Genomic DNA, 25,077 nt, shown 5'->3' with positions numbered 1-25,077 from the left:
TGGCGGCTTGGGCAACTGTTTTTTTCTTGACGGTTTCCGAATCTGATATAGTGGATTAACTGAATAATCCATACAATTTAATCCGGCACTCGTAGGGTGCGAGCCAAAGCACGCACCTGTTCTGTGCATTTTATGTCGAAGCCGTCTGAAAATCTGATTTTAGCTGCGCAGAAACTCGCTATGCTTGTTTTCAGACGGCATTCATGGGGAATTTAGAGAACACGTGCATGCTTTGGCATGCACACTACACACAATTCCCCGTCCCGTTGGCGGGAAGGGTGGTTCACTTGGGTTGTAATATTTTTTTGGTTAATTCACTATAGATGGATTCCGACTTTCGTCGGAATGACTGGGTGTTTAAAATTTGTATGGTTTATTAAGTGGATTCGCTATACCGTAATCATCAATATTTCTGTAATCCCTGACCTGTGGATAAAAACCAAGCCGTCTGAAAATGCACTTTTCAGACGGCTTGGTTTCTCTGTTTTTCAAGAAGATTCAATCAAATAACCAACTCAGCGCACGGTGTGTTTCCAAGCGCCGTAGCCTTGTTCGTCCATTTTATCCACAGGGATAAACTTCAGGCTGGCGCCGTTAATGCAGTAGCGCAGGCCGCCTTTGTCTTTCGGGCCGTCGGGGAACACGTGGCCGAGGTGAGAATCGGCGGCACGGCTGCGTACTTCGGTGCGGTGCATATTGTAGCTGGTGTCGTCGTGTTCGGTAACGGCGGCAGCTTCAATCGGTTTGGTAAAGCTCGGCCAGCCGCAGCCGGAATCGAATTTGTCGGCAGAGCTGAACAGCGGTTCGCCGCTGACAATGTCCACATAAATACCCGGTTGGAACAGATGGTCGTATTCGTGGCTGAAAGCATATTCGGTGCCGGCCTGTTGGGTAACCCGGTATTGTTCGGTGGTGAGCGACTGTTTCAGTTCGGCATCGCCGGGTTTGCGGTAGTTTACGGCATCAAAACCTTTAGTTTGCGGCTTGGTTTTGCCCACCAATGGTTCATCGGCTTTTTTGATGTCGATGTGGCAGTAGCCGTTGGGGTTTTTGATCAGGTAGTCCTGATGGTATTCCTCGGCGTCGTAGAAGTTTTGCAGGGCTTGGTTTTCCACCACAATCGGGCGGCTGTATTTTTGCTGTTCTCGCTTCAGGGCGGCGGCAATCACGGCTTGTTCGGCCGGATCGGTGTAATACACGCCGCTGCGGTATTGTTCGCCCCTATCGTTGCCCTGTTGGTTGAGGCTGGTCGGATCAACCACCCGCAGATAATATTGCAGAATGTCGTCCAAACTCAGCTTGTCGGCATCATAGGTTACCCGCACGGTTTCGGCGTGGCCGCTGTGGCGGTGGGACACGTCTTCATAGCTCGGATATTCGGTATGGCCGTTGGCATAGCCGGATACGGCATCGGCCACGCCGTCTATGCGTTGGAAATAGGCTTCCAAGCCCCAGAAACAGCCGCCGGCCAGATAAATGGTTTTGGTATTCATAGGTTTCGCTTTCGTATGGTCTGCTTTGTTAAACGGGATTTGGGCAGTGGTTTTCAGACGGCCTAAATCGGCATTCGGGTCGGCAATCAGCGCCAAAGCCTGCGCTTCGTTGATGCTTCCTTTGACAATGCGGGCAACCTGTCCGTGTTTGTCCAACACCGCCCACGACGGGTAAACGCCGATGTTCAGGCTTTTGGCAAGTGTGCCGCCGGCATCGGTCAGCACCGGCAGGGCGGGATAATCCAAACCTTGATACCACGTTTGAAATTCGCCGTCTTTCTTTTCACCCAAAAAGCCCGGCGAGGCAACGGTAATCAGATTGGCCGTCTGAAAACGGGGATCTTTCGCCCATTGTTCGGTGTGTTGCAGTTCGGAAAGACAGAGCGGACACCAGCTTGCCCAAAACTTAATCAGCGTCGGCTTGTCGGCTTTCAGATAATTTTTTGCCGGAACATGCTGCGGCGTTTGCAGCTTTTCCAACATCTGCGGCACAGGTGCCGCTTCCGCATTTGGTATTTGCGGCAGCAGCAAAGTTGCCAGCGCCGCAGCGGCGGCAGCAAGAGCAATGCCCGCTTTGAGGGCGAATGATTTTTTCGGTGAATCCTGCATGATACGGCCTTTTTAAAAAACAGTCATACTGCATTAGACGCAGCATAGCGGAAAATCTTACAAAATAACGGCGTTTGCGATAAATTTTTTCAACTGCGCCCGGCTATCGGCTACAATAAGGGCTTTCAAGTATCGCAAAATCAAAGGAAAACATATGGCATTCTTCGATTTCTTCCGCCGCAAAAAAAACGACACGGCAGAAGCGGCGCAAGCGGAGCGGGAAACCGAAGCGGCAGCAGCCGAAGAGCAGACGGGCGGAGCAGTTGAAACCGTTTCCGAAACAGTAGCGCAGCAGCCCGAAACCGCTCCTGAACCGGCAATAGCAGCAGAAACCGCTGAAAGGCCGTCTGAAAATCAGCCTGAACCGGAGCCAACGCCGACCGACAGCGAATCAGCCGAACCGCAACCCGAAGCAGAAAATTCTGCGGCGCAAAACGAACCGATGCCGTCTGAAAATCCGGTTGCCGATGTTTCAGCAGCAGACAGCAGCGTTACCGTTGCAAGTGAAACCCCCAACACGCCGCCCGCAGTGGCAGACGAAGCCCCGAAAGCCGAAAAAACAGGTTGGGCGGCACGTTTGAAACAAGGCTTGGCAAAATCCCGCAACCAAATGGCCAAATCGCTGGCAGGCGTGTTCGGCGGTGGCAAAATCGATGAAGATTTGTACGAAGAGCTGGAAACCGTGCTGATTACCAGCGATATGGGCATGGAAGCCACCGACTATCTGATGAACGATGTCCGCAAACGGGTCAGTCTGAAAGGTTTGAAAGACGGCAACGAGCTGCGGGGGGCGTTGAAAGAGGCGGTGTACGACTTAATCAAGCCTTTGGAACAGCCGCTGGTGTTGCCCGCAAGCAGCGAACCGTTCGTGATTATGCTGGCGGGGATTAACGGTGCCGGCAAAACCACTTCCATCGGCAAGCTGGCGAAATATTTTCAGGCGCAGGGCAAATCAGTGCTGCTGGCGGCGGGCGACACCTTCCGTGCGGCGGCACGGGAACAGCTTCAGGAATGGGGCGAACGCAACAATGTAACCGTGATTTCGCAAACCACGGGCGACTCGGCGGCCGTGTGCTTCGATGCCGTGCAGGCCGCCAAAGCCCGCGGAATCGATGTCGTGCTGGCCGATACCGCCGGCCGCTTGCCGACCCAGTTACATTTGATGGAAGAAATCAAAAAAGTAAAACGGGTGCTGCAAAAAGCCATGCCCGATGCCCCGCATGAAATCATCGTGGTATTGGATGCCAATATCGGCCAAAACGCCGTCAATCAGGTCAAAGCCTTCGATGATGCTTTAGGACTCACCGGTCTGATTGTGACCAAACTCGACGGCACGGCCAAAGGCGGCATTCTGGCGGCGCTGGCAAGCAACCGCCCGATTCCCGTACGCTATATCGGCGTGGGCGAAGGCATAGACGACCTGCGCCCGTTTGACGCACGGGCATTTGTCGATGCGCTGCTCGATTAAGGCAAAAACAGAACAGCAAGGCCGTCTGAAAACCCGATTTTCAGACGGCCTCGTTTTATCTGGGGTGGTTTTACATCAGATTTATTCGTACACTTTCAGCAGTTCCACCTCAAAAATCAGGGTGGCATTCGGTGGAATCACACCGCCGGCACCGTGTGCGCCGTAGCCCATTTCGGCGGGAATGGTCAGCTTGCGTTTGCCGCCCTCTTTCATGCCGCCGAAGCCTTCGTCCCAGCCTTGAATCACTTGGCCGACACCCAGCGTGATGGTCAGCGGTTGGCGGCGGTCGAGGCTGGAGTCGAATTTGGTGCCGTTTTCCAGCCAGCCGGTGTAATGTACGGTGATTTCTTTGCCTTTGACGGCTTCTTTGCCGAAACCTTCCTGCAAATCTTCAATAATCAGGCTCATGATGGGTTCCTTGTGTCAGGGTTGAAAGAGCTTGATTATAGCGGCGAACCGGTTTTTTTGATACGGCGGTGTTACACGCATTGGTGCAGCGGCACGACCATTTTCTGTTTTTCCGCTTTCTTGCGTTCAAAACGGTTCCACGCTTTTTCGTGGAAATAAAAGACCACGGTATTGACCATAGGTTCAATCAGGGCGACGGCTCCGGAAATGCCGATGCTTCCGGTCAGAATATAGGCGACACTGAATGCCACGCTGAAATGTAAGATTGCAAAAGTAAGGGTTTTCAACATAATATATGTTCCGATAAGAGGCCGTCTGAAAACGGGATATGTTGTGAATGTGATACGAGTAAAAGCCAAATTATTTACATAAATGATAATCACGCTCAATAGCAAAGTAAAGTTGAATCTTGCTATGCTTTATTAGTTAAATTAAATCGTAAATAAAATATCAATAGGAAATTTTATGAAACCTCTGAAAATTGTCGTACTCGACCGAGACACCTTGCCCGACCGGCCGTTCCAACTCGATTTTCCGCACGAATTAATCACTTACGGAAGCACTTCGGCCGCTGAAACTGCTGCCAGAATTGCCGGAGCGGAGATTATCGTAACCAACAAAGTGCAGATTGATGCTGCTGCCATTGCCGCCAATCCGCAACTGAAACTGATTGCGGTAACTGCAACCGGCGTGAACAATGTCGATGTCGCCGCTGCCAAAGCCGCCGGTGTTGCCGTGTGCAATATCCGTGCTTACGGCAACGAATCGGTGGCGGAACACGCCTTTATGCTGATGATTACCTTAATGCGCAACCTGCCCGCCTATCAGCGTGATGTGGCCGCCGGATTGTGGCAACAATCGCCGTTTTTCTGCCATTTCGGTGCGCCGATGCGGGATTTGAACGGCAAAACGCTGGCCGTTTTCGGTAAAGGCAACATCGGGGAAACGCTGGCGGGCTATGCACGGGCGTTTCATATGAACGTGGTATTCGGCGAACACAAACACGCCGAAACCGTGCGCGCAGGCTATGTTTCCTTTGACGAGGCGCTGCAAACGGCTGATGTGGTGTCGCTGCATTGCCCGCTGACCGAGCAGACCAAAAATATGATCGGCGAAGCCGAACTGAAACGCATGAAAGCCGGCGCAGTATTGATTAACTGCGGACGGGGCGGCTTGGTGGATGAAGAAGCCTTGGTTGCCGCCTTGAAATACGGCCAAATCGGCGGTGCAGGGTTTGATGTTTTGACCCAAGAGCCGCCGCGCGACGGCAACCCGCTGCTCAAAGCCCGCCTGCCGAACCTGATTGTTACCCCGCATATGGCGTGGGCCAGCCAAGAAGCCATGAACCGCCTGTTTGATATCCTGCTCGACAATATCAACGGTTTTGTCGCAGGCAAACCGCAGAATTTGGTGTAACGCCGGACGGAAAATCCCCCGTATCTGCCGAAATATCGGCGGATATGGGGGATTTTTTGTTTTGGGTTTGGTTGTGAAAATCCGCTTCGCTTGTTTTCAGACGGCCTGTGGATAAGTTTGATGAGGCCGTCTGAACATCAGGCTTTTTTCACGAATTCGGATTTCAGGTTCATGGCACCGAAGCCGTCGATTTTGCAGCCGATGTTGTGGTCGCCGTCTTGCAGGCGGATGCCTTTGACTTTGGTGCCTTGTTTGATGACGGACGAGCTGCCTTTGATTTTTAAGTCTTTGATCAAAACAACGGTGTCGCCATCTGCCAAGACTGCGCCGTTGGCGTCTTTGACGGCGGCGGTTTCTTCAGCGGCGGCTTCGCCCGGCTGCCATTCGTGGCCGCATTCGGGACAAACCAGCATGGTGCCGTCTTCGTAGGTGTATTCGGATTGGCATTGCGGGCATGGTGGGAGGGTCATGGCGGGTGTCCTTGGGGTGTTGGTTTTACCGACTTATCATTATCGGTTGGGAAAATACCGGCGGTTGCCGTGTTGTAAACGGAAAGTTGAAAATATACCGTATTCTTGGGTTTTTGTCTTTTCCGGCGCTTGAGGCCGTCTGAAAACGGATTATTTTTTAACCAGAACATACAGGCCGAGCAGGGTTAAGATGATGCCGGTGAGTTTGTTCCAAGAAAAGGATTCGTGAAACAGGAAGATGCTTAGGGGAATCAGCAGCAGCGCTGCCATGCCGTTGACGGCGACGCCGCTCCATTGCGCCGAACCGCCTGCCTGATAGGCGAGCAGGAAGCCCAGTTCAATCAGGATAATGCCGAGAGCGACCAGCCAGACTTTGGTGTTGGCCAGCAGCAGTGCCGCCTGTTTCCAACCGCCGTTGCTGTTGCCGAAAAACGGCATGGCGGTCAGGCAAATAATCATGGCGGCGAGGTAATAGACGGCCAGTATCAGCATGGGATTGGCGGTTTGGTTGTGCAGCGATTTCTGCCCGAGATGGTAGGCGGTGTTGCCGATGGCGGCAATCAGTAGGAACAGGATGTATTTCGGCATGGTGTCGGTTTGAGATGTGTGTGAGGCCGTCTGAAAACGGGATTTTCAGACGGCCTGTTGTGTGGAAAAGTGATTGTGAACCCACTTTTAAAACAGTACGGCTTTGTTTTCTTTTAAATGGAATTCACGCTGAAAAACGGTTTTCAGGCGGCATCAGCCGACTTTGTCGCCCGGCTGTGCGCCTGCGTCCACGTCGAGCAGTTTCAGTTTGCCCTCTGCCGTGGCCGCGCTCAAAATCATGCCTTCGGATACGCCGAATTTGGCCATTTTGCGGGGGGCAAAGTTGGCAACGGAGATGACCATTCTGCCGTTGAGTTCGGCCGGATTGGGATAAGATGCAGCGATGCCGGAGAAGATGATGCGTTGCTCAAAGCCGAAATCGAGGTTGAATTTGAGCAGTTTGGTGCTGCCTTCTACGGCTTCGCAGTTTAATACTTTGGCGACCCGCATGTCGATTTTCATAAAGTCGTCAAAACTTGCCTGTTCGGCAACCGGGGTGTATGTGCTTTCTTGGGCGGGGGCGGTTTCGGCCGCTGCCTGAATGCTTTGTTTGTTGGCTTCGATAAGGTTATCCACTTGTTGTTGCTCCACTCGCTGCATAAGGTGTTCGTATTTGTTGATGGTATGCTCGCCCAAGGTTTGGCGGGTGTTGTTCCAAGTCAGTGCTTCCAGATTGAGGAATTTGGCGGCGTTGGCGGCAACGTTGGGCAAAACCGGTGCCAGATAGGCGGTGAGCATGGCAAAGGCGTTGATGAGTTCGCTGCAAACTTGGTGCAGTTGCTCGTCTGCGCCTTCCTGTTTGGCAAGTTCCCACGGTTTGTTGGCATCGACGTATTCATTGACGATGTCGGCCAGCGCCATAATGTCCCTCAGGGCTTTGGCGTATTCCCGGTTTTCGTAGCACTCGGCGACGCTGTCGCTGGCGGCGGCAAGTTGTGCCAGCAATGCGCTGTCGGACACGTTTTTCAGACGGCCTTCAAAGCGTTTGGCGATAAAGCCGGCGGCACGGGAGGCGATGTTGATGTATTTGCCGACCAAGTCGCTGTTGACACGGCTGATAAAGTCATTCAAATTCAAATCGATGTCTTCGATTTTGCTGTTGAGTTTGGCGGCGATGTAGTAGCGCATCCATTCGGGATTCAGGCCTTGTTCCAGATAGGATTTGGCGGTGATGAAGGTGCCGCGGGATTTGGACATTTTCTGGCCGTCCACAGTCAAAAAGCCGTGGGCATACACGCCGCTCGGGGTGCGGTGGCCGGAGAAGTGCAGCATGGCGGGCCAAAACAGGGCGTGGAAATAGAGAATGTCTTTGCCGATAAAGTGATACATTTCGGTATCGCTGCCGGCTTGGAAAAATTCGTTGAAATCGGTGCCGATGCGGTCGCAGAGGTTTTGGAACGAGGCCATATAGCCGACCGGCGCATCGAGCCACACATAGAAATATTTGCCCGGCGCATCGGGGATTTCAAAGCCGAAATACGGCGCATCGCGGGAAATGTCCCAGTCTGAAAGGCCGCCTTCGCCGTTTTCGTCGGGGTGCAGCCATTCTTTCATTTTGTTGAGCGCTTCGGGCTGCAGGTGCGGTTTGCCGTCGTGCGGATTGCTGCCGGAGGTCCATTCTTTGAGGAAGTCGGCACATTCGCCCAATTTGAAGAAGAAGTGTTCGGATTCTTTCAATACCGGCGTTGCGCCCGATACGGCGGAATACGGGTTGATCAGTTCGGTCGGGGCGTAAGTCGTGCCGCAGGCTTCGCAGTTGTCGCCGTATTGGTCTTGGGCGTGGCATTTCGGGCATTCGCCTTTGACGAAACGGTCGGGGAGGAACATCTGTTTTTCAGGGTCGTAAAGCTGCTCGATGGTGCGGCTTTCGATTTTGCCGTTGGCTTTGAGCGCACGGTAGATGGCTTCGGAATGGGTTTTGTTTTCCGGCGAATGGGTGCTGTAGTAATTGTCGTAACCGATTAAAAAGCCGGTGAAATCCGCCAGATGCTCTTCTCGCACTTTGGCAATCATGTCTTCCGGTTTCAAGCCCTGTTTTTGCGCCGCCAGCATCACCGGCGTGCCGTGGGTATCGTCGGCGCAGCAGTAATAACATTCGTTGCCGCGCAGTTTTTGAAAACGCACCCAGATGTCGGTTTGGATATGTTCGACCATATGGCCCAAGTGAATGCTGCCGTTGGCATACGGCAACGCCGAGGTAACTAAGATTTTGCGTGTCATGGTTTGTTCTTCTTTGGAAAACAACAGAATAAAGATTGGGGAATTATACCGCAAAAGGCCGTCTGAAAACGAGTTCGGCAAGACGGGGATTGACTATATTTGTACAGTCTTCTTTTAAAGGAAGCCCGCTATAGCGGCGAATTTCTTAACATAACTTAAAACATTAAGGTAAAAAGCCGTTCAGGCGGGCAAAGGCCGTCTGAAAATCGCTTATAATCCGGCCCAAGCGACAACAGAAGCACGAATCATGGCCAAAAAATTCCCGATTTTCCCGAAAAACCCCGAACGTATCTGCTGGGGCTGCGATAAATACTGCAAGAGCGATGATTTGCAGTGCGGCAACGGCTGCGAGCGGATTCAGCACCCGATTGAGCTGGACGGCAACGAATGGTATAAAAAAGGCGACTGGAGCGGCCTGTTGAGCGAAGAACAGCAAATCGAACTGGGCTTGAAAACCGCCCCGCCGCCCGCCAAACCGCATATCAAGTTGCCGCTGAAAAAGCCGCAAGGATAATCGCATTTGTGGATAAATTATGGATAAAATTGTGGATAATAAAAAGTGCATTCGGATTTTGGGAATGCACTTTTTTGGTTGAGGCCGTCTGAAAATCAAAACCTTGCCATGCCAAACCTGATTTTCAGACGGCATGTTTTATGGCAAAACATTTTTTGTCGGGGATGGGAAACAGTGAAATAAACGCAAAGCAAGACAAGGTAAAGCCACGCTGCAGTGTTTGAGATTATTTCACTATAAATAATTCCGGCGATATAATTTCGTTTCTATATTCATATTCAGGAAAAAACAATGGACCGTTCGGCTGATGAATACCGGCAAGGCGTAGTCTGTGCCTTGGGCTGCTATTTGATTTGGGGGCTGTTTCCGCTTTATTGGTTTCCGATTACCGACAGCGGTATCGGCGCAGACCAGATTTTGGCGCAGCGTATTTGCTGGTCGGCGGTGTTTGCCGTTTTGGTGCTGCTGTGGAAACAGCAGGGCGGCGCTTTGCGGCGGGTGTTAGGCGATTTTAAGCTATTGACAACGTTTATATTTTCATCACTGGCAATTACGCTCAACTGGCTAGTGTATTTGTGGGCGATTACCCACAACCATATATTGGATGCCAGTTTGGGCTATTTTATTTCGCCGCTGGTGAATGTGGTGTTCGGGCGGATTTTCTTTGGGGAAACGCTCAACCGTTACCAACGGTTTTCGGTATTGGCGGCGTTGACGGGCATCTTGTGGCTGGCCTTACCGGCGGGACACTTGCCGTGGGTGTCGCTGCTGTTGGCGGGCAGTTTCGGCGTGTACGGGCTGCTGCGCAAACTGGCACCGGTCGATGCGCTGACGGGCATGACGCTGGAAGCCTTGCTGATGTTGCCGTTTGCCTTGGTTTATCTGGGTTATGCCGCTTTGCAGGGAACTCTGGTGTTTGCCCAATTGAGCGGGCTGCAGATGTCGGTATTGATTGGATCGGGCGTGGTAACGGTGGTACCGCTGCTGCTGTTTGCGGCGGCGGCAAAACGGATTTCGATGGGCGATTTGGGCATGGTGCAGTATTTGGGCCCGAGTTTGCAGTTTGGATTGGGGCTGACCCTGTTCGGCGAAGCCTTCAGTTTGCAGAAATTTACCGGCTATGCTTGGGTATGGCTGGGCGTGGCGCTGTATATTTGGGGTGCGGTGCGGGATACGCCGAAGCGGTAAGATATAGTGGGTTCATTTTAAAAGTAGTACTGTCTGCGGCTCGCCGCCTTGTCCTCTTTTGAATTGAACCCACGATATGAATATCAACAGGCCGTCTGAAAATGCAATAGCGGTTTTCAGACGGCCTGTTTTATTCACAGTTTATACGCAGTTATCCACAGATAATTGAAGATTAATCTACAACCTTCCCCCAATTAATCCCCTGTATGCGGCCGTACGGCGGTAATGTATGCCTGTTCGCCGTCAATCTGAAAGCTGACATCGTAATTCAGAATATGCATCACATAAATGCGTTCGGGGATATTCTGATAAGCCGGGCGGGGGTCTTGGGCAATGCTTTGGGCAATCAGTTGCCGCTCGGTTTCCGACAAGGCGTGTTCCGCTTGATTTTGCCAGATAACGGCTAATTCGGGCGGTTTGGCGGCGGCAAATCCGCCGGCGGCATCGGGCTTGGCTTCGACAAACGGAATATAGGGTTTGATGTCCACCACCGGTGTGCCGTGCAGCAAATCGGCACCGCTGCAATAGATTTTGACCGGTCGGCCGCTGTCGATGCGTTCCAATTTGAGCAGCGACAGCCCCAAATGGTTGGGACGGTGCGGGCTGCGGGTGGCGAATACGCCCATTTTCTGTTTGCCGCCCAGTCTCGGCGGGCGTACCAGCGGCGACCAGCCTTCGTTTAGCACGCCGTGAAACACGAAGCTGACCCAAATATAGTCGAATTCGGTCAGCCCTCGCACGCAGTCGGCATGAAATTCGGGGTTGAGGGTAATGCAGATTTCAGCGGCGGGAACAAGGCCGGGCTGGCGGGCGACACCGAATTTCTGTTTGTAGGGCGAATCGACATGGCCGACGGCTTCCAGTGTGTAAGACATAGCGTTGCATGGAACGGATAAAAATGCCATCATACCATGCTTGTGTTTCTCTTTCCTGTTGGCTGAATCGGCTATATAATTGCCCTATAGTGAATTTACTTTAAAAGTATTACTGCGTTGGCTTGCCGCTTTTAGTAAATCCACTATATTTTCTCGATGTTGCCGGCGTTTGTGCCGCATTATTTTTATCTGTCAGCTCACCGCGGTTTGGTGGGGAACATGGTCATTCCAACGATGTTCCGACTATATGGGAATCCGAAATGATTGTTTCTATTGACGTTGATGCCCAAAAAACTTTTTCGCCGCTGTGTCCGGCCGAGTTGCCGGTGGCGGGCGGAGATGAGATTGTTGTCGAACTTAACCGGCAGGCGGCGCTGGCGGATTTGCGGGTGATGACCAAAGATGCCCACAGCCCTGCGGCCAAATGGCTGGTCGATACTCCGCAGCAGATGTTGCAGCCGACCGGTTTGCCCGATGCCGATGTAACTTGGGTTGCCCATGCCATGGTCGGAACATACGGCTACGAATTGTTGGACGGTTTGCCCGATACCAAGCAATACGATTACTGCGTTTGGAAAGGCGTTGATCCCGAATTTCACCCTTATGGCGCATGTTTTCACGATTTGCAGGAAAAATTGAGCACGGGGCTGATTGAATGGCTGCGCGACCGGCAGGCAAAGATTATCATGGTTGGCGGTTTGGCGACTGATTATTGTGTAAAAACAACAGTTTTGCAGTTACTGAAAGCCGGTGGCTGGCAGGTATGGGTAAACCGTGCAGCGTGCAGAGGCATTGCCAAAGAAACTGTCCGTTTGGCTTGGCAGGAAATGGAAGCAGCCGGTGCAACAGTGTTTCATAATGCAGAAGAAATAGAAAACTTTATAAAATTCAATAATTTAAAATAATAAAATACGGATTTTGTTTTCTGTCGGATATGATGTTTCACGTGAAACATCGCTTATTTTTGGATTCATACCGCTTTGAAAATAAAAATTTTGCTTGTCCGCCTGTCGAGCATGGGCGATTTGATTCACACCCTACCGGCGGTCAGCGATTTGGCAACCGCCTACCCCGATGTGGAGCTGCATTGGCTGTGTGAAGCGGGTTTTGCCGATATTGCCAAACTGCATCCGTTTGTGAAAAAAATCCATGTAATGAAATGGCGGTATTGGCGCAAGCATTTGACGCAGAAAGCCGTTTGGCAGGAAATAGGCCGTCTGAAAAACGACTTGCAGGCGGAACAGTTTGATTTTGTGTTGGACAGTCAAGGTTTGGTAAAAAGTGCCGTTTTTGCCAAAATGGCGGCAGCGCCGGTGAAAGGTTTGGATTGGCAGAGCGCCCGCGAGCCGCTGGCTTCGCTGCTGTATCAGAACAAATTTGCCGTAGAAGTCGGTCGGAATGCCGTATGGCGCAACCGCAAACTGTTTGCGCAGGTATTTGATTATGCTTTGCCGGAAACCCTAACATTTGGCTTGCGTGTGCCGAAGAGTGAGCATATTCAGGCCGATAAACCGTATTATGTTTTCCTGCATGCCACCAGCGCCGAGCGCAAATTGTGGCCGGTTGAGCATTGGCGGAAACTGCTGGCAGATTTGACCCAGCATCAGGATTGTGCGGTATATCTTCCGTGGGGTAATGAAAGCGAACGGCAGCGGGCGCAGGAAATTGCGGCAGGTTTTGCAAAAGCGGCAGTCTGCGACAAAATGAATTTGATTGAAGCGGCGCAGCTGCTGAAAGGTGCGCAAGGTGTGGCCGGTGTCGATACCGGCTTGCTGCATTTGGCGAATGCGCTGGATTGCCCGTTAGTCGGCATTTATACCGATACCGATCCGCATAAAACCGGCATTCAGCCGTCGGCTTGGGCAAAAAATTTGGGCAATATCGGCAGCGTTCCGAGCGTGCAGGAAGTGTATGCCGGACTGGCGGCCTGCGTTGCAGCCAAAGAGGCCGTCTGAAAACAGAGTTTCAGAAAAAAATTGGGAGTATTGTTGATGAAAGCATTGGTTGCTGTAAAACGCGTTGTGGATTACAACGTCAAAGTCCGTGTCAAAGCCGACGGTTCGGATGTCGATATTGAAAACGTCAAAATGTCGATGAACCCGTTTGACGAAATTGCGGTTGAAGAAGCCGTGCGTTTAAAAGAAGCCGGAAAAGTTAGCGAAATTGTGGCCGTCAGCTTGGGCGGTAAAAAAAGCGAAGATACTTTGCGTACGGCGTTGGCCATGGGTGCCGACCGTGCGCTGCACATCGAAACCGATGAAAAATTAGAGCCGCTGACTGTTGCCAAACTGTTGAAAGCCGTTGCCGATAAAGAACAGCCGCATATTCTGCTGTTGGGCAAACAGGCGATTGACGACGATGCCGGACAAACGGCGCAAATGCTGGCGGCGTTGATGAATGCGGCGCAGGGTATGTTTGCTTCCAAGGTCGAATTAACGGAGCAGGAAGCTGTAGTAACTCGTGAAATCGACGGCGGTTTGGAAACTGTGGCATTGACCTTACCGGCGGTGATTGGTGTCGATTTGCGATTGAACGAGCCTCGTTTTGTCAAACTACCGAATATCATGGCGGCGAAGAAAAAAACACTGGAAAAAACATCGCCTGCCGATTTGGGCGTGGCCGTGGTTTCCCATTTAAACGTAGTGCGGGTGGCCGAACCGAAAGCACGTCAAACCGGCGTGAAAGTGGCGAATGCCGCCGAGTTGGTCGATAAACTGAAAAACGAAGCCAAAGTTATTTAAATCGGAGTGTTGAGATGAGCGTATTGATTATTGCCGAACATGACAACCAACAGTTGAATCCGGCCACTTTACACGCCGTAAAAGCCGCTGCCGGATTGGGCGAAATCCATGTATTGGTCGCAGGCAGCAATGTGGCCGCCGTTGCCGAAGCTGCCCGTAAAATCCAAGGCGTTGCCAAAGTTTTGGTTGCCGAAGCAGAATATTACCGCCATGGTTTGGCGGAAGAATTGGCCGCTTTGGCAGTAAAATCGGCAGAGCCTTACCGCTATTTGCTGGCAACGGCGAGCGCATTCGGCAAAAACCTGATGCCCCGTGTGGCGGCGTTGTTGGATGTGCCGCAGATTTCCGATTTGACCGAAATAGTGGACGGTAACACTTTTGTCCGCCCGATTTATGCCGGCAATGCGTTTGAAACCATTCAGACAAGCAGCGAAAAAGTGGTGTTGACCATTCGTGCGGCGGCATTTGAAACAGCGGCAGCCGAAGGCGGCGCAGCGGCGCTGGAACAGGTAGAGGCTGCTGCAGAGCAGAAATTAAGCCGTTTTGTATCGCAAGAATTGATTCATTCCGACCGCCCTGATTTGGGCAGCGCCAAAGTGGTGGTATCCGGCGGGCGGGCGTTGGGCAGTGCTGAAAAATTCAACGAAGTATTGACCCCGCTGGCAGATGTGTTGGGCGCAGCCATCGGCGCTTCTCGTGCGGCAGTAGATGCCGAATATGCGCCGAACGATTTTCAAGTCGGTCAAACCGGTAAAATCGTTGCCCCGCAGCTTTATATTGCAGTCGGCATTTCCGGTGCAATCCAACATACCGCCGGTATGCAGGACAGTAAAGTGATTGTGGCCATCAACAAAGACCCTGATGCACAGATTTTCAATATTGCCGATTATGGCTTGGTTGGTGATTTGTTTGAAATCGTGCCGCAATTAACCGAAGCATTGAAAGCCTGATTGATGATGAAATCTTGCAGTACTTTGTTTTGGTTGAATAAAAACAAAGTACTGCAAGATTGGCATATGGTGAAATGCTGAACCATACAGCGTTAATTTTGCTTGTTTGTAATTGGCAGCATTATGTTTCACGTGAAACAATAACTGCATTTTCAGACGGCCTATGTTGTGAAATAATTCATTTTCTATACAGTGTTGGCGGCCAATTCTGTATAGAAAATATAGTGGAATGTTTCCTATGCAAAACAAGGCGAAGCCAATGCCAATGCTGTAGTGCTTTGAGGTTATTTCACTATAAATTGTTTCAGAAACAATAACTTTTAAGAACAAAACATGACGGTTGAAACCTATAAAACCATTGCTGCAGCGCAAATTGCAGAATTTAAAGACAAAGGCAGCCGCTTTATTGCCTTTGCCTATCCGGTTGAGACCGTGGCCGAAGTTAAGCAGTATGTCGATGCCCTACGCGAGCAGCATCATAAAGCCCGGCATTGGTGCTATGCCTATCGATTGGGTGTGGACGGTATGCAGTTTCGAGCCAATGATGACGGCGAACCATCAGGCAGTGCAGGCCGTCCGATTCTCGGTCAGATTGATTCTGCGGATTTAACCGATGTATTGGTGGTGGTTGTCCGCTATTTCGGCGGTACGCTGCTGGGCGTGCCGGGGTTGATTCATGCCTACAAAACCGCTACCGCCGAGGCCTTGTCTTTGGTGGAAGTGCTTGAAAAAAATATTGAAAAAACCGTTTGGTTGCGGTGCGAATATCCGCATTTGAATGATGCGATTCGGATTGCCAAACAATATCAAGGCAATATCGTGCAACAGGATTTGCAGCTTGATTGCCGTCTGACGGTAAAACTTCCGCTGGCAACTTATGAAGCCTGCGTTGCTGCTTGGCAGCAAACCCGTCAAATCACGCTTTTTTCGGAAGTGCTGCAAGAAGATTAAAACATAATAGTGAAAATCGGACGTTTAAATTTGCAGTGCGAGCCATTGCAAACTTAAACGGCTGAAGTCGGAAATTTATTCACAAACAATCCGGAAAACCGTTTCGGTTTGCTCTGGTTTTAGGAGACGGTATGAAATTGCTCGTTATCGGTAGCGGCGGCCGCGAACATGCGCTGGCTTGGAAATTGGCTCAATCCCCGAAGGTAGAAAGTGTATTCGTTGCACCCGGCAATGCGGGTACGGCGCAGGAAGCCAAGCTGCACAATCTTGCCCTCAGCGGCCATCAAGAATTGATTGATTTCTGCAAAAAAGAGCAAATCGCTTTTACGGTTGTCGGGCCGGAAGCGCCGTTGGCAGCAGGGATTGTCGATGCTTTCCGGGCGGCAGACCTGAAAATTTTCGGGCCGACACAATATGCGGCGCAGTTGGAAAGTTCAAAAGATTTTGCCAAAGCGTTTATGGCGAAATACAACATTCCGACAGCCCGTTACCAAACTTTTGAAGATGCGCAGCAGGCTCACCGATATATCGAGCAGCAAGGCGTGCCGATTGTGATTAAGGCCGACGGTTTGGCGGCAGGTAAAGGCGTGATTGTCGCCATGACCGAAAACGAGGCTCATGCAGCAGTTGATGATATGCTGCTGGGCAACAAAATGGGCAATGCCGGCGCCCGTGTGGTGATTGAAGATTTCCTAAGCGGCGAAGAAGCCAGCTTTATTGTGATGGTGGACGGCGACAATGTATTGCCGATGGCAACCAGCCAAGACCACAAACGCCTGTTGGACAACGATTGCGGCCCGAATACCGGCGGTATGGGTGCATACAGCCCTGCGCCAGTGGTAACGCCGCAGGTGTACGAGCGGGCAATGAATGAAATCATCTTACCGACCGTTGCCGGTATGAAGGCCGAAGGCCATCCGTTTACCGGCTTTTTATATGCCGGATTGATGATTGACAAACAAGGTGCGCCGTTTACCGTAGAATTTAATTGCCGTTTCGGCGATCCCGAAACCCAACCGATTATGAGCCGCTTAAACAGCGATTTGGTGGATTTGGTCGAAGCAGCGGTCGATGGCCGGTTGGATACCGCCGTTGCCGAATGGAATCCGCAAACGGCGGTCGGCGTGGTATTGGCGTCGGAAAATTATCCCGAATCGCCGAAAAAAGGCGATGTGATTTCAGGTTTGGCCGAAGCCGATACCATCGGCAAAGTATTTCATGCCGGTACCAGCCAAGACGAATCGGGCAATATTCTCACCAACGGCGGACGGGTATTGTGCGTGGTCGGCTTGGGTGACGGCGTGGCAGAAGCCAAAGCCAAAGCCTATCAAGCCTTAGCACCGATCCATTTTGACGGTATGCAATACCGCAAAGACATTGGCGACAAAGCCATCAAAGCCTGAAATGAAATTAGGCCGTCTGAAAACAGGCACAATGTGTTTGCAGAATAAAACCAAAGGTTCTGCTGAAACGTTCTGTGCTTCATTTTCAGACGGCATGGCTTTCTGCTTAAACATTGATTATGAAACCATTTCCCAGAATCCTTGCCGCAGCCGATCAACGCCGCTTGACCGCCCATTTGCAACGCAACGGACTGGTTGCCTATCCTACCGAATCCTGCTACGGTTTGGGTTGTTTGCCGACAGCAGTTCGGGCAGTCAAGCAGTTGATTCGACTGAAAAAACGGCCGCAGCACAAAGGCATGATTGTGATTGGTGCAGATTTTTCACAGTTGCAGCCGTTGCTGCGGCCGTCTGAAAAAAACGCCGCCCTGCTGCAACAACCGCAAACTTTGCCGACAACGTTTCTGTTGCCCGCTTCCCGAAAAATCACGCCGACCTTGCGGGGCAGCAGGCGGAACAAATTGGCGGTGCGGATTCCGGCTCATGCCGGTGCCAAAAGATTGTGCCGTATGTTGCAAACGCCGTTGGTTTCGACATCGTGTAATCAGGCAGGCAAAAAACCGTGTCGGAGCGAACGGGAAGTCAGGAGATTGTTCGGACGCAGAGTTTGGGTAGTTGGTGGTTTGGTTGGCCGGTATAAGCAGCCGAGCCGGATTATTGACGGAGAAACCGGCAAACGGTTGCGGTAAAAATCATCGTAAAATTTTATTTATTAAATATCAGCGTGTTGTTTGTCGAAAGAACGGTTTTATAATCGAATTAAACAGCAATCCAAATAAATCCACTAAAGTAAATTCACGATATGCCATAGTATCAGCGGCTTGCCGCCTTATCCGGCAGCGTGTGTCAGTGATTGTTGCGGGATTTGAAAACCGATAAAAGCCGTCTGAAAACGGTAATCTTTGCAAATGCGGTTTACTTTGTTTGCTTTTTTCTAGCATAATGAGGCGGCATTTATTCTAAAAAGGAATCCAATGAACAAATCTTCTATCCGCTTTGCGGCAGCGGCTGCGTTTGCCTTGTGGTTGGCGGGTTGCGCTGCTACGGGCAGCAGCCAATGGCAGCAAATCGGTGTGCTGAACGACAATATCAAAATTGCCATCGATAAAACCAGTATTCAGAAAAACGGCGCATTGGTTACTTTTCGGGAACGGAAAATCATCAGCAATCCGGCCAAAGAGCGTTTCGTCAATATGCCGATCCATAAAACCGCTTTTTCCGATTGGGAAATCCATTGCAGCAACAAAACCTACCGTTTGACGGCGCTGATGTTGCAAGACAGCCATGGGCAAACCGTCGGCAACTATAAATTTACCGCCACCGCCATCCGCCCGATGAGCGTTCCGGCCGATACCGTGATTGCCAAAGAATATGAATTGGTTTGCAGTAAAGCCGTTTAAATACAGCCTAATCTACACCGAAGGCCGTCTGAAAATCGATTTTCAGACGGCCTGTTTTGTTTTTCAGGTATTTCATTCAAAATCGAATGGTTATTTAAACCGACTTTTTCCTGCACGCAAAGGGTAAAACCGTTAAAATAAGGCTTTCCTTTTTCCCGTGAATCACGCCATGCCGACAGCCAGACAGATTTTGCACGAAACGTTCGGTTACCCCGAGTTTCGAGGTAACCAAGAAACCGTTGTCAATCGGTTGGCGGCAGGCGGCAGCATGACGGTATTGATGCCGACGGGCGGCGGCAAGTCGCTGTGTTATCAGATTCCGGCTTTAATGCGTGAAGGCGTGGCCGTGGTGGTGTCGCCGCTGATTGCGCTGATGAACGATCAGGTGGCGGGTCTGCATGCCGCAGGCGTAGCAGCAGCCTGTGTACACGGCGGCACAACGCCTGATGAGGCCCGACAGATTGCCGACGAATTGGCGGCAGGCCGTCTGAAATTGCTGTATGTTGCCCCCGAACGCTTGGTCAGCGACCGTTTTCTGCGTTTTCTCGACCAGCAGACCATCAGCCTGTTTGCCATCGACGAGGCACATTGCGTCAGCCAATGGGGGCATGATTTCCGCCCCGAATACCAACAGTTGGGGCTGCTGGCGCAACGTTATCCCGATGTGCCGAGAATCGCCCTGACCGCCACCGCCGATGCCGCCACCCGTGCCGATATCCGCCGGTATCTGCATTTGGAAGACTCGCCCGAATACGTTTCCAGCTTCGACCGCCCGAATATTTATTATCAGGTGATTGAAAAAAACAACGGCAAAAAGCAGCTTCTGGATTTCATTCAAAAACAAATGAGCGGGCAGAGCGGCATTGTTTACTGTTTGAGCCGCAAAAAAGTCGAAGATGTGGCGGCATTTTTGTGCGAACACGGCTTGGAAGCCATTCCCTACCATGCCGGTTTGAGCATGGAAACCCGGGAAGCCAACCAACGCCGTTTTACCCGTGAAGACAACATTATCGTGGTGGCAACCGTGGCGTTCGGCATGGGCATCGACAAACCCGATGTGCGATTTGTTGCCCATCTCGATATGCCGCAGAGTATCGAACATTTTTATCAGGAATCCGGCCGTGCCGGGCGGGATGGGCTGGCTTCAGTCAGTTGGCTGTGTTACGGTCTTAATGATTGGGTATTGCTGCGGGAACGCATTACCGAGGGCAACAGCGATGAAGCGCAAAAACAGGTGGAAATGCACAAATTGGATGCCATGCTTTCGGTGTGCGAAACCGCCGATTGCCGCCGTGTACTGCTGCTGAAACATTTCGGCGAGGATGCCGAGCCTTGCGGCCATTGCGACAACTGTCTGCACCCGCCCGTCCGATTTGACGGTACGGTATTGGTGCAGAAACTGTTGAGCTGCGTCTATCGTGTCGGCCAACGCTTTGCCGCCGGCTATGTAACCAACGTTTTGCGGGGGAAAAGCGACGACTGGATTACCCGCAACGGCCACCAAGACCTGTCCACTTTCGGTATCGGCAGCGAATTGAGCGATAAAGAATGGCGCAGCGTGATCCGCCAAAGCATCAGTTTGGGCTGGCTGACCGTCAATACCCAATACCATCAGGCGCTGCAGCTTACCGAAGATGCCAAAACCGTTTTAAAAGGCGGCAGCCAAGCGTGGCTGCGGCCGTTCAAACGGGAAAAAACCGCTACCCAAAAACCGAAAGACGACTGGCTGCGTACCGAGCGGGAAGAGCGTATCTGGCAGGCATTGCGTGGCTGGAGGCTGCAGAAAGCCAAAGCCGCCGAAGTGCCGGCCTACGTTATCTGCGGCGACCAAACCCTGCGCGATATTGTCGAACAAATGCCGCAGACGCTGGACGAATTGCACCGCATCTACGGCTTGGGCGAAGCCAAAATCAACGCATTCGGCAGCGAAATTCTCGACATTTGCCACCGTGCCGCCGAAGGTCAGGCAATGCCGTCTGAAAACGCAGCAAACGCAGTTTCAGACGGCCTGACGGGCGAGCGAGAGCAAATCATGTGGCAGGCGTTGAACGAATGGCGGACGCAGCAGGCGGCAACCGAAGGCGTGGCGGCCGGTAAAATCTGTTCAGACGAAAGCCTGCTGGACCTAATCCGCTTCACGCCCGAAACCGAAGCCGATTTGCAGGGCATTTACGGCTTGGGCGAAGTCCGCATCGGCAAATACGGCATCGACATCCTTTCCGTCTGCTATCCCTTTGCCGACAGCTTGGACACCGCCGCCGAAGCCGCCCGCAACCGTATGCGCCGCTTATCCGCATGGTGCAGCCGCACCGCACGCCAAGCCGATGTTCCCGAATATCAGATTTTCAGCAAAATCACCCTGCGTGCCATCGCCGCCAAACAGCCGCAAACCGAAGCCGAACTGTTGGAAATCCACGGCGTGGACGCAGCAAAAGCGCAGCAATACGGCTCAGCCGTTTTGGAAGCATTGCATGAACAATAAGGGCTTTGTCGGATAAGGAACTGCTTATTACGCATATTTCCCACTTCACAGGCCGTCTGAAAATCGGGTTTTTCATATATGGTGAATTGGCCATAAAACCCGATTTTCAGACGGCCTGCTCGTCTTTATCAACTGTTTTCATCTTCATTATCATCATTCTCTTTTAACTTTATTTCCATTAAAAACAATCAATTATTTAACTTTTAAAAAATTATTGTAAGAAACGGCTATCTGTTTCGTCTAACGGGTATCAACAAACTTTGGACGTTTTATGAAACCGAACGCTTCATGGCAGTCTGGATTGGGGCTGCTGGCATTGAGATTATTTGCCGCTTACGAATTTTTTGAATCGGGCTTGGAAAAATGGAAAGGCGAAAACTGGTTTGCCGATATTCACGACCAATTTCCGTTTCCTATCAGCCTGTTGCCCGACAGTTTGAATTGGCAGATGGCGATGTTTGCCGAACTGGCATTGCCGGTTTTGCTGGTGGTCGGTTTGGCGGCCCGATTGTCCGCCTTGGGGCTGATGATTGTAACGTGGGTGGCTTGGGTGTCGGCTCATGCCGGTGCGGGTTACAACGTGTGCGACAACGGCTACAAAATGGCGCTGATTTATCTGGTGGTATTGTTCCCGATTTTGCTGCAAGGCGCAGGCGGGTTTTCGCTTGATGCGCTGCTGAAGAAATATGTTCTGAAAAAATAAACATATATAACGGTTTACCGGTCGTGGAATCAGACCTTAAACATTCCGCTTTATTCAAAATCTTGTTATTTTTAACTTTTTAAAGGAAATCAAAATGAAAAAAAATATTGCTGCTGCTTTGGCCGGTGCGTTGTCTTTGTCTTTGGCTGCCGGTGTACACGCTGCCAACAAACCTGTAAAAGACCATGTTGCCGTAACAAAAGCCAAAGCCGCCAAATCTGCAGAGGGTAAATGTGGCGAAGGAAAATGCGGTGCGAGCAAAGCCAAAGCAGCCGAAGGCAAGTGCGGCGAAGGCAAATGCGGTGCAACCAAAGCCAAAACCAAAGCTGCGGAAGGTAAATGCGGCGAAGGCAAATGTGGTGCAACCAAAGCTAAAGCCAAAGCAGCCGAAGGCAAATGTGGCGAAGGTAAATGCGGTTCAAAATAATCAAAGCGATTTGATTGGCCGAGAGCCGTATCTGATGAAACATCGGGTGCGGCTTTCTTTCAGCCGATGTTTCATGTGAAACATTTCGGATAATGAGCCGGCCAAAATAAAGCCGTTACAGCATTTTAAAGTGAATTCACCATAACCGACTGTTTTATTTTAAATTTAAACAGTATCTGTTCGGTTTTATTTTGTTTGGCAACAGCAAAAATTCAGGAACACCACCATGATTCAATACGCAGGTTTAGGCTACCGCCGAGATTTGGCGGAGGATTTTTTATCCTTGTCGGAAAGCAGCCCGATTCGTTTTATCGAAGCTGCGCCGGAAAACTGGCTCAAAATGGGCGGTTTTGCCCGCAAACAGTTTGACCGGGTGGCGGAAAAACTGCCGCTGGCGCTGCACGGTCTGTCGCTGTCTTTGGGCGGACAAGCGCCGTTGGATAAAGAATTGCTGGGCGGCATCAAACAGATGATGGCGCAATACCGCTGCTCGTTTTTTTCCGACCATTTGAGCTATTGCCACGACGGAGGCCATCTTTACGATTTGCTGCCGTTGCCGTTTACCGCCGAAATGGTCAAACATACGGCGCAGCGGATTCGGGAGGTGCAGGATTTTCTCGGCTGCCGCATTGCTGTGGAAAACACTTCGTATTACCTGCATTCGCCGCTGGCGGAAATGAACGAAGCCGAGTTTCTCAATGCAGTGGCTGATGAAGCCGACTGCCATATCCATTTGGATGTCAATAATATCTACGTGAATGCCGTCAATCACAATCTGCTGCTGCCGGAAGATTTTCTGGCAACGGTCAATGTAAATCGGGTCAATTATATCCACATTGCCGGACACGATGTCGAAGCACCGGATTTGCTGATCGATACCCACGGCGCAGCGGTTTTGCCGACAGTATGGGATTTGCTGGAACAGGTGTACCGCCGCCTGCCGGTGATTCCGCCGACCCTGTTGGAGCGGGATTTCAATTTCCCGCCGTTTGCCGAATTGGAAGCCGAAGTCGCAAAAATTGCTGATTACCAGCAGCGTTCCGGAAAGGAGTTTCTCAATGTCTGACGCTTCAGCAGCTTATCAGGCCGCATTTGCCGCCGCCATCCGCCAAGGCGGGGCGCAAGGCTTTGATGAAAAACGGCTGGCGGTCTATGTCCGCCTGATACGCAACAACATCAACGGTTTTCTCGACCGCTGCTATGTGGAAACGCCCGAATATTTGGGCGAGGAAACGTGGCAGGCATTAAAAGAAGATTTTGTGGCACACGGACAGGCACATTCGCCGTATTTTCAGGAAATTGCCGGCGAATTTCTGGCTTTTTGCCGCCAAAAGCCGCTTTCAGACGGCGTGTTGGATTTGATGGATTTTGAATACGCCCAACTGCTGGCCGAAGTGGCGCAGATGCCGTCTGAAAACCGCATCGAAACCGCCGCCGCAACGCCGCACACGCTGGCTGCCGCTGCATTGCTGCGGGATTATGCCTACGCCGTAACCGATGCCTTGCAGCCGCAGCCGACACCGGTTTTAATCTGGCGCAATTTTGAAGACGAAGTATTGTTTCTCGAGTTGGACGGTTTCGACCGCCTGTTGCTGCACACCGTATCAGAAAGCCCGCTGGCATTGGCGAAACTGGAAACCATGCTGGCGGAATGGATGCCGTCTGAAAACGGCTGGCGGCAAGGCTTGGCGGAACGCTGGCGGTATTGGCAGGAACAGGGTGTGTTGGTGGCGGCGGAATAAGCAATCTGCTAAAGCGGGTAAAGCAGTATAAAAGCAGCGGCGTTTTGGGTTAAAATTCCAAGTTACAGATAAACCGCCCTTAAGGGGAACGGAATGAATTTTTTTAATCTTGACGATGCCGAATTTGACCGGCTGCGCAAGCTGCTGCTGCGTTTCTGCCGTATCCAGCTGCCCGACCGCCCCGATTTGGCGGAAGATTTGGTGCAGGATACCATGTTGTCGGCTTATCGTGCTTGCGATCAGTTTAAAGGCGAAGCGCAGTTGAGCAGTTGGCTGTTCGGCATTTTGAAAAACAAAATCATCGACTGCCTGCGCAGTATCGGCAAACAGCGGGAAGTGTTTGTGTCGCCGGCGGAAGAATCAATGGACGAAGCGTTTGAAAGCCATTTTTCCGAAAACGGCCACTGGACGGCAAGCGGCCGCCCCGATGCGTGGGGTTCGCCCGACCAGTCGTTGAACAACAAAGAATTTTATCAGGTTTTGCAGGCGTGCCTGTACCGTTTGCCGGAAAACACCGCACGGGTATTTATGATGAAGGAAATTCTCGGGCTGTCGTCGGCTGAAGTGCGGGAACAGTGCAGCTTGAGCGAGTCTAATTTCCACACCACCATGCACCGCGCCCGCGAGGGTTTGCGCCAGTGTCTGCAAATCAAATGGTTTAATCAGGGGGAGCAATATGGATAAATGCAGAAAAGCCACTGCGTTATTGTCCAAACAATACGATCAGGGCAAGCTCAACATGAAAGAGCGGGTATTTATCAACGGCCACCTCTTAATTTGCCCGCACTGCCGCCGCTATAAAAAACAGATGGACACAATTCAGACGGCCTTGAAAAAGCTGTTTTGATTTTTGGTGTGTATCTGCCGTATGCCGTCTGAAAATGCGTTCAGGCGGCATTTTGTATGGCGTTGCCGACTGTATATAGTTAGAACACCGAATTTTCCATACAAAAACAGGCGTAGATTGTGGTTAGCGAGGCACGGGCGTAATCCAACAAAATCTTATGTTTCAAGGTATTTTCAATCGTG

General features: G+C 51.3%; 25 protein-coding genes and 1 pseudogene. 19 read left to right on the top strand and 7 right to left on the bottom strand.

The genetic code is table 11. The annotated features are described in order from the left end of the window. Positions 1-515: 515 nt before the first annotated feature. Positions 516-2,102, bottom strand: coding sequence for a bifunctional peptide-methionine (S)-S-oxide reductase MsrA/peptide-methionine (R)-S-oxide reductase MsrB (msrAB, locus tag PJU73_RS08185; protein ID WP_237090685.1), 1,587 nt, complete (start codon positions 2,100-2,102; stop codon positions 516-518). Between the two features lie 556 nt (positions 2,103-2,658). Between msrAB and ftsY the strand changes: the two are divergent. Further along, a pseudogene (gene ftsY, locus PJU73_RS08180) lies at positions 2,659-3,570 on the top strand (signal recognition particle-docking protein FtsY); the annotation flags it as partial. Between the two features lie 81 nt (positions 3,571-3,651). Here the strand turns inward: ftsY and PJU73_RS08175 are convergent. Together PJU73_RS08175 and PJU73_RS08170 are read right to left on the bottom strand one after the other, a co-directional pair. Next, positions 3,652-3,981: an FKBP-type peptidyl-prolyl cis-trans isomerase gene (locus tag PJU73_RS08175; protein WP_237090809.1), complete on the bottom strand. Its 330-nt coding sequence runs from the start codon at positions 3,979-3,981 to the stop codon at positions 3,652-3,654. 68 nt (positions 3,982-4,049) lie between these two features. After that, positions 4,050-4,268 carry a DUF2061 domain-containing protein gene (locus PJU73_RS08170; protein WP_237090687.1) on the bottom strand — a complete coding sequence of 73 codons (219 nt, stop codon included), beginning with the start codon at positions 4,266-4,268 and terminating at the stop codon, positions 4,050-4,052. Between the two features lie 175 nt (positions 4,269-4,443). On the opposite strand from PJU73_RS08170, the gene PJU73_RS08165 reads away from it, so the two are divergent. Next, positions 4,444-5,394, top strand: coding sequence for a D-2-hydroxyacid dehydrogenase (locus PJU73_RS08165; protein ID WP_237090688.1), 951 nt, complete (start codon positions 4,444-4,446; stop codon positions 5,392-5,394). 137 nt (positions 5,395-5,531) lie between these two features. Here the strand turns inward: PJU73_RS08165 and PJU73_RS08160 are convergent, their stop codons facing one another. The 3 genes from PJU73_RS08160 to metG form a co-directional block, all read right to left on the bottom strand. Continuing rightward, positions 5,532-5,864 carry a zinc ribbon domain-containing protein YjdM gene (locus PJU73_RS08160; protein WP_237090689.1) on the bottom strand — a complete coding sequence of 111 codons (333 nt, stop codon included), beginning with the start codon at positions 5,862-5,864 and terminating at the stop codon, positions 5,532-5,534. 150 nt (positions 5,865-6,014) lie between these two features. Next, on the bottom strand, positions 6,015-6,452 hold the full coding sequence (locus PJU73_RS08155) for an EamA family transporter (RefSeq protein WP_237090690.1): 438 nt from the start codon (positions 6,450-6,452) through the stop codon (positions 6,015-6,017). A 153-nt stretch (positions 6,453-6,605) separates the two neighbouring features. Beyond that, entirely contained in the window at positions 6,606-8,672 is a 2,067-nt protein-coding gene (metG, locus tag PJU73_RS08150; protein WP_237090691.1) for a methionine--tRNA ligase, read from the bottom strand. Between the two features lie 247 nt (positions 8,673-8,919). Between metG and PJU73_RS08145 the strand changes: the two genes are divergently transcribed. Beyond that, a complete protein-coding gene (locus PJU73_RS08145) occupies positions 8,920-9,186 on the top strand; it encodes a DUF3079 domain-containing protein (protein WP_237090692.1) in 267 nt (88 codons plus the stop codon). Positions 9,187-9,477: 291 nt separating this feature from the next. Continuing rightward, on the top strand, positions 9,478-10,374 hold the full coding sequence (gene rarD, locus PJU73_RS08140) for an EamA family transporter RarD (protein ID WP_237090693.1): 897 nt from the start codon (positions 9,478-9,480) through the stop codon (positions 10,372-10,374). 194 nt (positions 10,375-10,568) lie between these two features. Here the strand turns inward: rarD and tsaA are convergent, their stop codons facing one another. After that, a complete protein-coding gene (gene tsaA, locus PJU73_RS08135) occupies positions 10,569-11,249 on the bottom strand; it encodes a tRNA (N6-threonylcarbamoyladenosine(37)-N6)-methyltransferase TrmO (protein WP_237090694.1) in 681 nt (226 codons plus the stop codon). A gap of 260 nt (positions 11,250-11,509) precedes the next feature. Between tsaA and PJU73_RS08130 the strand changes: the two genes are divergently transcribed. The 15 genes from PJU73_RS08130 to PJU73_RS08060 all read left to right on the top strand — a co-directional run bounded on the left by PJU73_RS08130 (position 11,510) and on the right by PJU73_RS08060 (position 24,895). After that, positions 11,510-12,154 (top strand): nicotinamidase, encoded by a 645-nt coding sequence (locus PJU73_RS08130; RefSeq protein ID WP_237090695.1) that lies wholly within the window; start codon positions 11,510-11,512, stop codon positions 12,152-12,154. Between the two features lie 81 nt (positions 12,155-12,235). Further along, complete coding sequence (gene waaC / locus PJU73_RS08125; RefSeq protein ID WP_237090810.1) at positions 12,236-13,204, top strand: lipopolysaccharide heptosyltransferase I; 969 nt, start codon at positions 12,236-12,238, stop codon at positions 13,202-13,204. Positions 13,205-13,240: 36 nt separating this feature from the next. Beyond that, entirely contained in the window at positions 13,241-13,990 is a 750-nt protein-coding gene (locus PJU73_RS08120) for an electron transfer flavoprotein subunit beta/FixA family protein (protein WP_237090696.1), read from the top strand. Positions 13,991-14,004: 14 nt separating this feature from the next. Continuing rightward, positions 14,005-14,940, top strand: coding sequence for an electron transfer flavoprotein subunit alpha/FixB family protein (locus tag PJU73_RS08115; protein WP_237090697.1), 936 nt, complete (start codon positions 14,005-14,007; stop codon positions 14,938-14,940). Between the two features lie 333 nt (positions 14,941-15,273). Then, the gene (locus PJU73_RS08110) at positions 15,274-15,891 is read left to right on the top strand and encodes an IMPACT family protein (protein WP_237090698.1); all 618 of its coding nucleotides are present in this window, start codon (positions 15,274-15,276) and stop codon (positions 15,889-15,891) included. A gap of 131 nt (positions 15,892-16,022) precedes the next feature. Then, positions 16,023-17,294 (top strand): phosphoribosylamine--glycine ligase, encoded by a 1,272-nt coding sequence (gene purD, locus PJU73_RS08105; protein WP_237090699.1) that lies wholly within the window; start codon positions 16,023-16,025, stop codon positions 17,292-17,294. A gap of 119 nt (positions 17,295-17,413) precedes the next feature. Next, positions 17,414-17,983: an L-threonylcarbamoyladenylate synthase gene (locus tag PJU73_RS08100; RefSeq protein WP_237090700.1), complete on the top strand. Its 570-nt coding sequence runs from the start codon at positions 17,414-17,416 to the stop codon at positions 17,981-17,983. A gap of 285 nt (positions 17,984-18,268) precedes the next feature. After that, complete coding sequence (locus PJU73_RS08095; RefSeq protein WP_237090701.1) at positions 18,269-18,694, top strand: surface-adhesin E family protein; 426 nt, start codon at positions 18,269-18,271, stop codon at positions 18,692-18,694. A gap of 169 nt (positions 18,695-18,863) precedes the next feature. After that, positions 18,864-21,176, top strand: coding sequence for a DNA helicase RecQ (recQ, locus tag PJU73_RS08090; protein ID WP_237090702.1), 2,313 nt, complete (start codon positions 18,864-18,866; stop codon positions 21,174-21,176). 271 nt (positions 21,177-21,447) lie between these two features. After that, positions 21,448-21,879, top strand: a complete 432-nt coding sequence (locus PJU73_RS08085; RefSeq protein ID WP_237090703.1) for an HvfX family Cu-binding RiPP maturation protein — start codon at positions 21,448-21,450, stop codon at positions 21,877-21,879. A gap of 94 nt (positions 21,880-21,973) precedes the next feature. Next, positions 21,974-22,306, top strand: coding sequence for an HvfA family oxazolone/thioamide-modified RiPP metallophore (locus PJU73_RS08080; RefSeq protein ID WP_237090704.1), 333 nt, complete (start codon positions 21,974-21,976; stop codon positions 22,304-22,306). A gap of 226 nt (positions 22,307-22,532) precedes the next feature. After that, entirely contained in the window at positions 22,533-23,372 is an 840-nt protein-coding gene (locus PJU73_RS08075) for an HvfB family MNIO-type RiPP peptide maturase (protein WP_237090705.1), read from the top strand. Continuing rightward, positions 23,365-24,048: an HvfC family RiPP maturation protein gene (locus PJU73_RS08070; RefSeq protein WP_237090706.1), complete on the top strand. Its 684-nt coding sequence runs from the start codon at positions 23,365-23,367 to the stop codon at positions 24,046-24,048. The genes PJU73_RS08075 and PJU73_RS08070 overlap by 8 nt, the downstream gene beginning before the upstream one ends. A 93-nt stretch (positions 24,049-24,141) precedes the next feature. Then, positions 24,142-24,732 (top strand): sigma-70 family RNA polymerase sigma factor, encoded by a 591-nt coding sequence (locus tag PJU73_RS08065; protein WP_237090707.1) that lies wholly within the window; start codon positions 24,142-24,144, stop codon positions 24,730-24,732. Continuing rightward, on the top strand, positions 24,725-24,895 hold the full coding sequence (locus PJU73_RS08060; protein ID WP_237090708.1) for a zf-HC2 domain-containing protein: 171 nt from the start codon (positions 24,725-24,727) through the stop codon (positions 24,893-24,895). Before PJU73_RS08065 ends, PJU73_RS08060 begins: the two co-directional genes overlap by 8 nt. The last annotated feature ends 182 nt before the right edge of the window (positions 24,896-25,077 follow it).

The organism is Neisseria lisongii, from assembly GCF_028463985.1.
GTDB classification, from domain to species: Bacteria; Pseudomonadota; Gammaproteobacteria; order Burkholderiales; family Neisseriaceae; genus Neisseria; species Neisseria lisongii.
The sequence above is the reverse complement of the archived record's forward strand: the minus strand, read 5'-3'. Positions and strand labels throughout refer to the sequence as shown.

Excerpts from the sequence above, each read along its gene's own strand:
- PJU73_RS08120 (WP_237090696.1), top strand. The coding sequence starts at position 13,241 with ATGAAAGCATTGGTTGCTGTAAAACGCGTTGTGGATTACAACGTCAAA.
- PJU73_RS08165 (WP_237090688.1), top strand. The coding sequence starts at position 4,444 with ATGAAACCTCTGAAAATTGTCGTACTCGACCGAGACACCTTGCCCGAC.
- PJU73_RS08115 (WP_237090697.1), top strand. The coding sequence starts at position 14,005 with ATGAGCGTATTGATTATTGCCGAACATGACAACCAACAGTTGAATCCG.
- PJU73_RS08145 (WP_237090692.1), top strand. The coding sequence starts at position 8,920 with ATGGCCAAAAAATTCCCGATTTTCCCGAAAAACCCCGAACGTATCTGC.
- PJU73_RS08065 (WP_237090707.1), top strand. The coding sequence starts at position 24,142 with ATGAATTTTTTTAATCTTGACGATGCCGAATTTGACCGGCTGCGCAAG.
- PJU73_RS08080 (WP_237090704.1), top strand. The coding sequence starts at position 21,974 with ATGAAAAAAAATATTGCTGCTGCTTTGGCCGGTGCGTTGTCTTTGTCT.
- PJU73_RS08075 (WP_237090705.1), top strand. The coding sequence starts at position 22,533 with ATGATTCAATACGCAGGTTTAGGCTACCGCCGAGATTTGGCGGAGGAT.
- PJU73_RS08070 (WP_237090706.1), top strand. The coding sequence starts at position 23,365 with ATGTCTGACGCTTCAGCAGCTTATCAGGCCGCATTTGCCGCCGCCATC.
- purD (WP_237090699.1), top strand. The coding sequence starts at position 16,023 with ATGAAATTGCTCGTTATCGGTAGCGGCGGCCGCGAACATGCGCTGGCT.
- metG (WP_237090691.1), bottom strand. The coding sequence starts at position 8,672 with ATGACACGCAAAATCTTAGTTACCTCGGCGTTGCCGTATGCCAACGGC.
- PJU73_RS08060 (WP_237090708.1), top strand. The coding sequence starts at position 24,725 with ATGGATAAATGCAGAAAAGCCACTGCGTTATTGTCCAAACAATACGAT.
- rarD (WP_237090693.1), top strand. The coding sequence starts at position 9,478 with ATGGACCGTTCGGCTGATGAATACCGGCAAGGCGTAGTCTGTGCCTTG.
- PJU73_RS08160 (WP_237090689.1), bottom strand. The coding sequence starts at position 5,864 with ATGACCCTCCCACCATGCCCGCAATGCCAATCCGAATACACCTACGAA.
- PJU73_RS08170 (WP_237090687.1), bottom strand. The coding sequence starts at position 4,268 with ATGTTGAAAACCCTTACTTTTGCAATCTTACATTTCAGCGTGGCATTC.
- PJU73_RS08155 (WP_237090690.1), bottom strand. The coding sequence starts at position 6,452 with ATGCCGAAATACATCCTGTTCCTACTGATTGCCGCCATCGGCAACACC.
- PJU73_RS08085 (WP_237090703.1), top strand. The coding sequence starts at position 21,448 with ATGAAACCGAACGCTTCATGGCAGTCTGGATTGGGGCTGCTGGCATTG.
- recQ (WP_237090702.1), top strand. The coding sequence starts at position 18,864 with ATGCCGACAGCCAGACAGATTTTGCACGAAACGTTCGGTTACCCCGAG.
- PJU73_RS08110 (WP_237090698.1), top strand. The coding sequence starts at position 15,274 with ATGACGGTTGAAACCTATAAAACCATTGCTGCAGCGCAAATTGCAGAA.
- msrAB (WP_237090685.1), bottom strand. The coding sequence starts at position 2,102 with ATGCAGGATTCACCGAAAAAATCATTCGCCCTCAAAGCGGGCATTGCT.
- PJU73_RS08130 (WP_237090695.1), top strand. The coding sequence starts at position 11,510 with ATGATTGTTTCTATTGACGTTGATGCCCAAAAAACTTTTTCGCCGCTG.
- tsaA (WP_237090694.1), bottom strand. The coding sequence starts at position 11,249 with ATGTCTTACACACTGGAAGCCGTCGGCCATGTCGATTCGCCCTACAAA.
- PJU73_RS08100 (WP_237090700.1), top strand. The coding sequence starts at position 17,414 with ATGAAACCATTTCCCAGAATCCTTGCCGCAGCCGATCAACGCCGCTTG.
- PJU73_RS08095 (WP_237090701.1), top strand. The coding sequence starts at position 18,269 with ATGAACAAATCTTCTATCCGCTTTGCGGCAGCGGCTGCGTTTGCCTTG.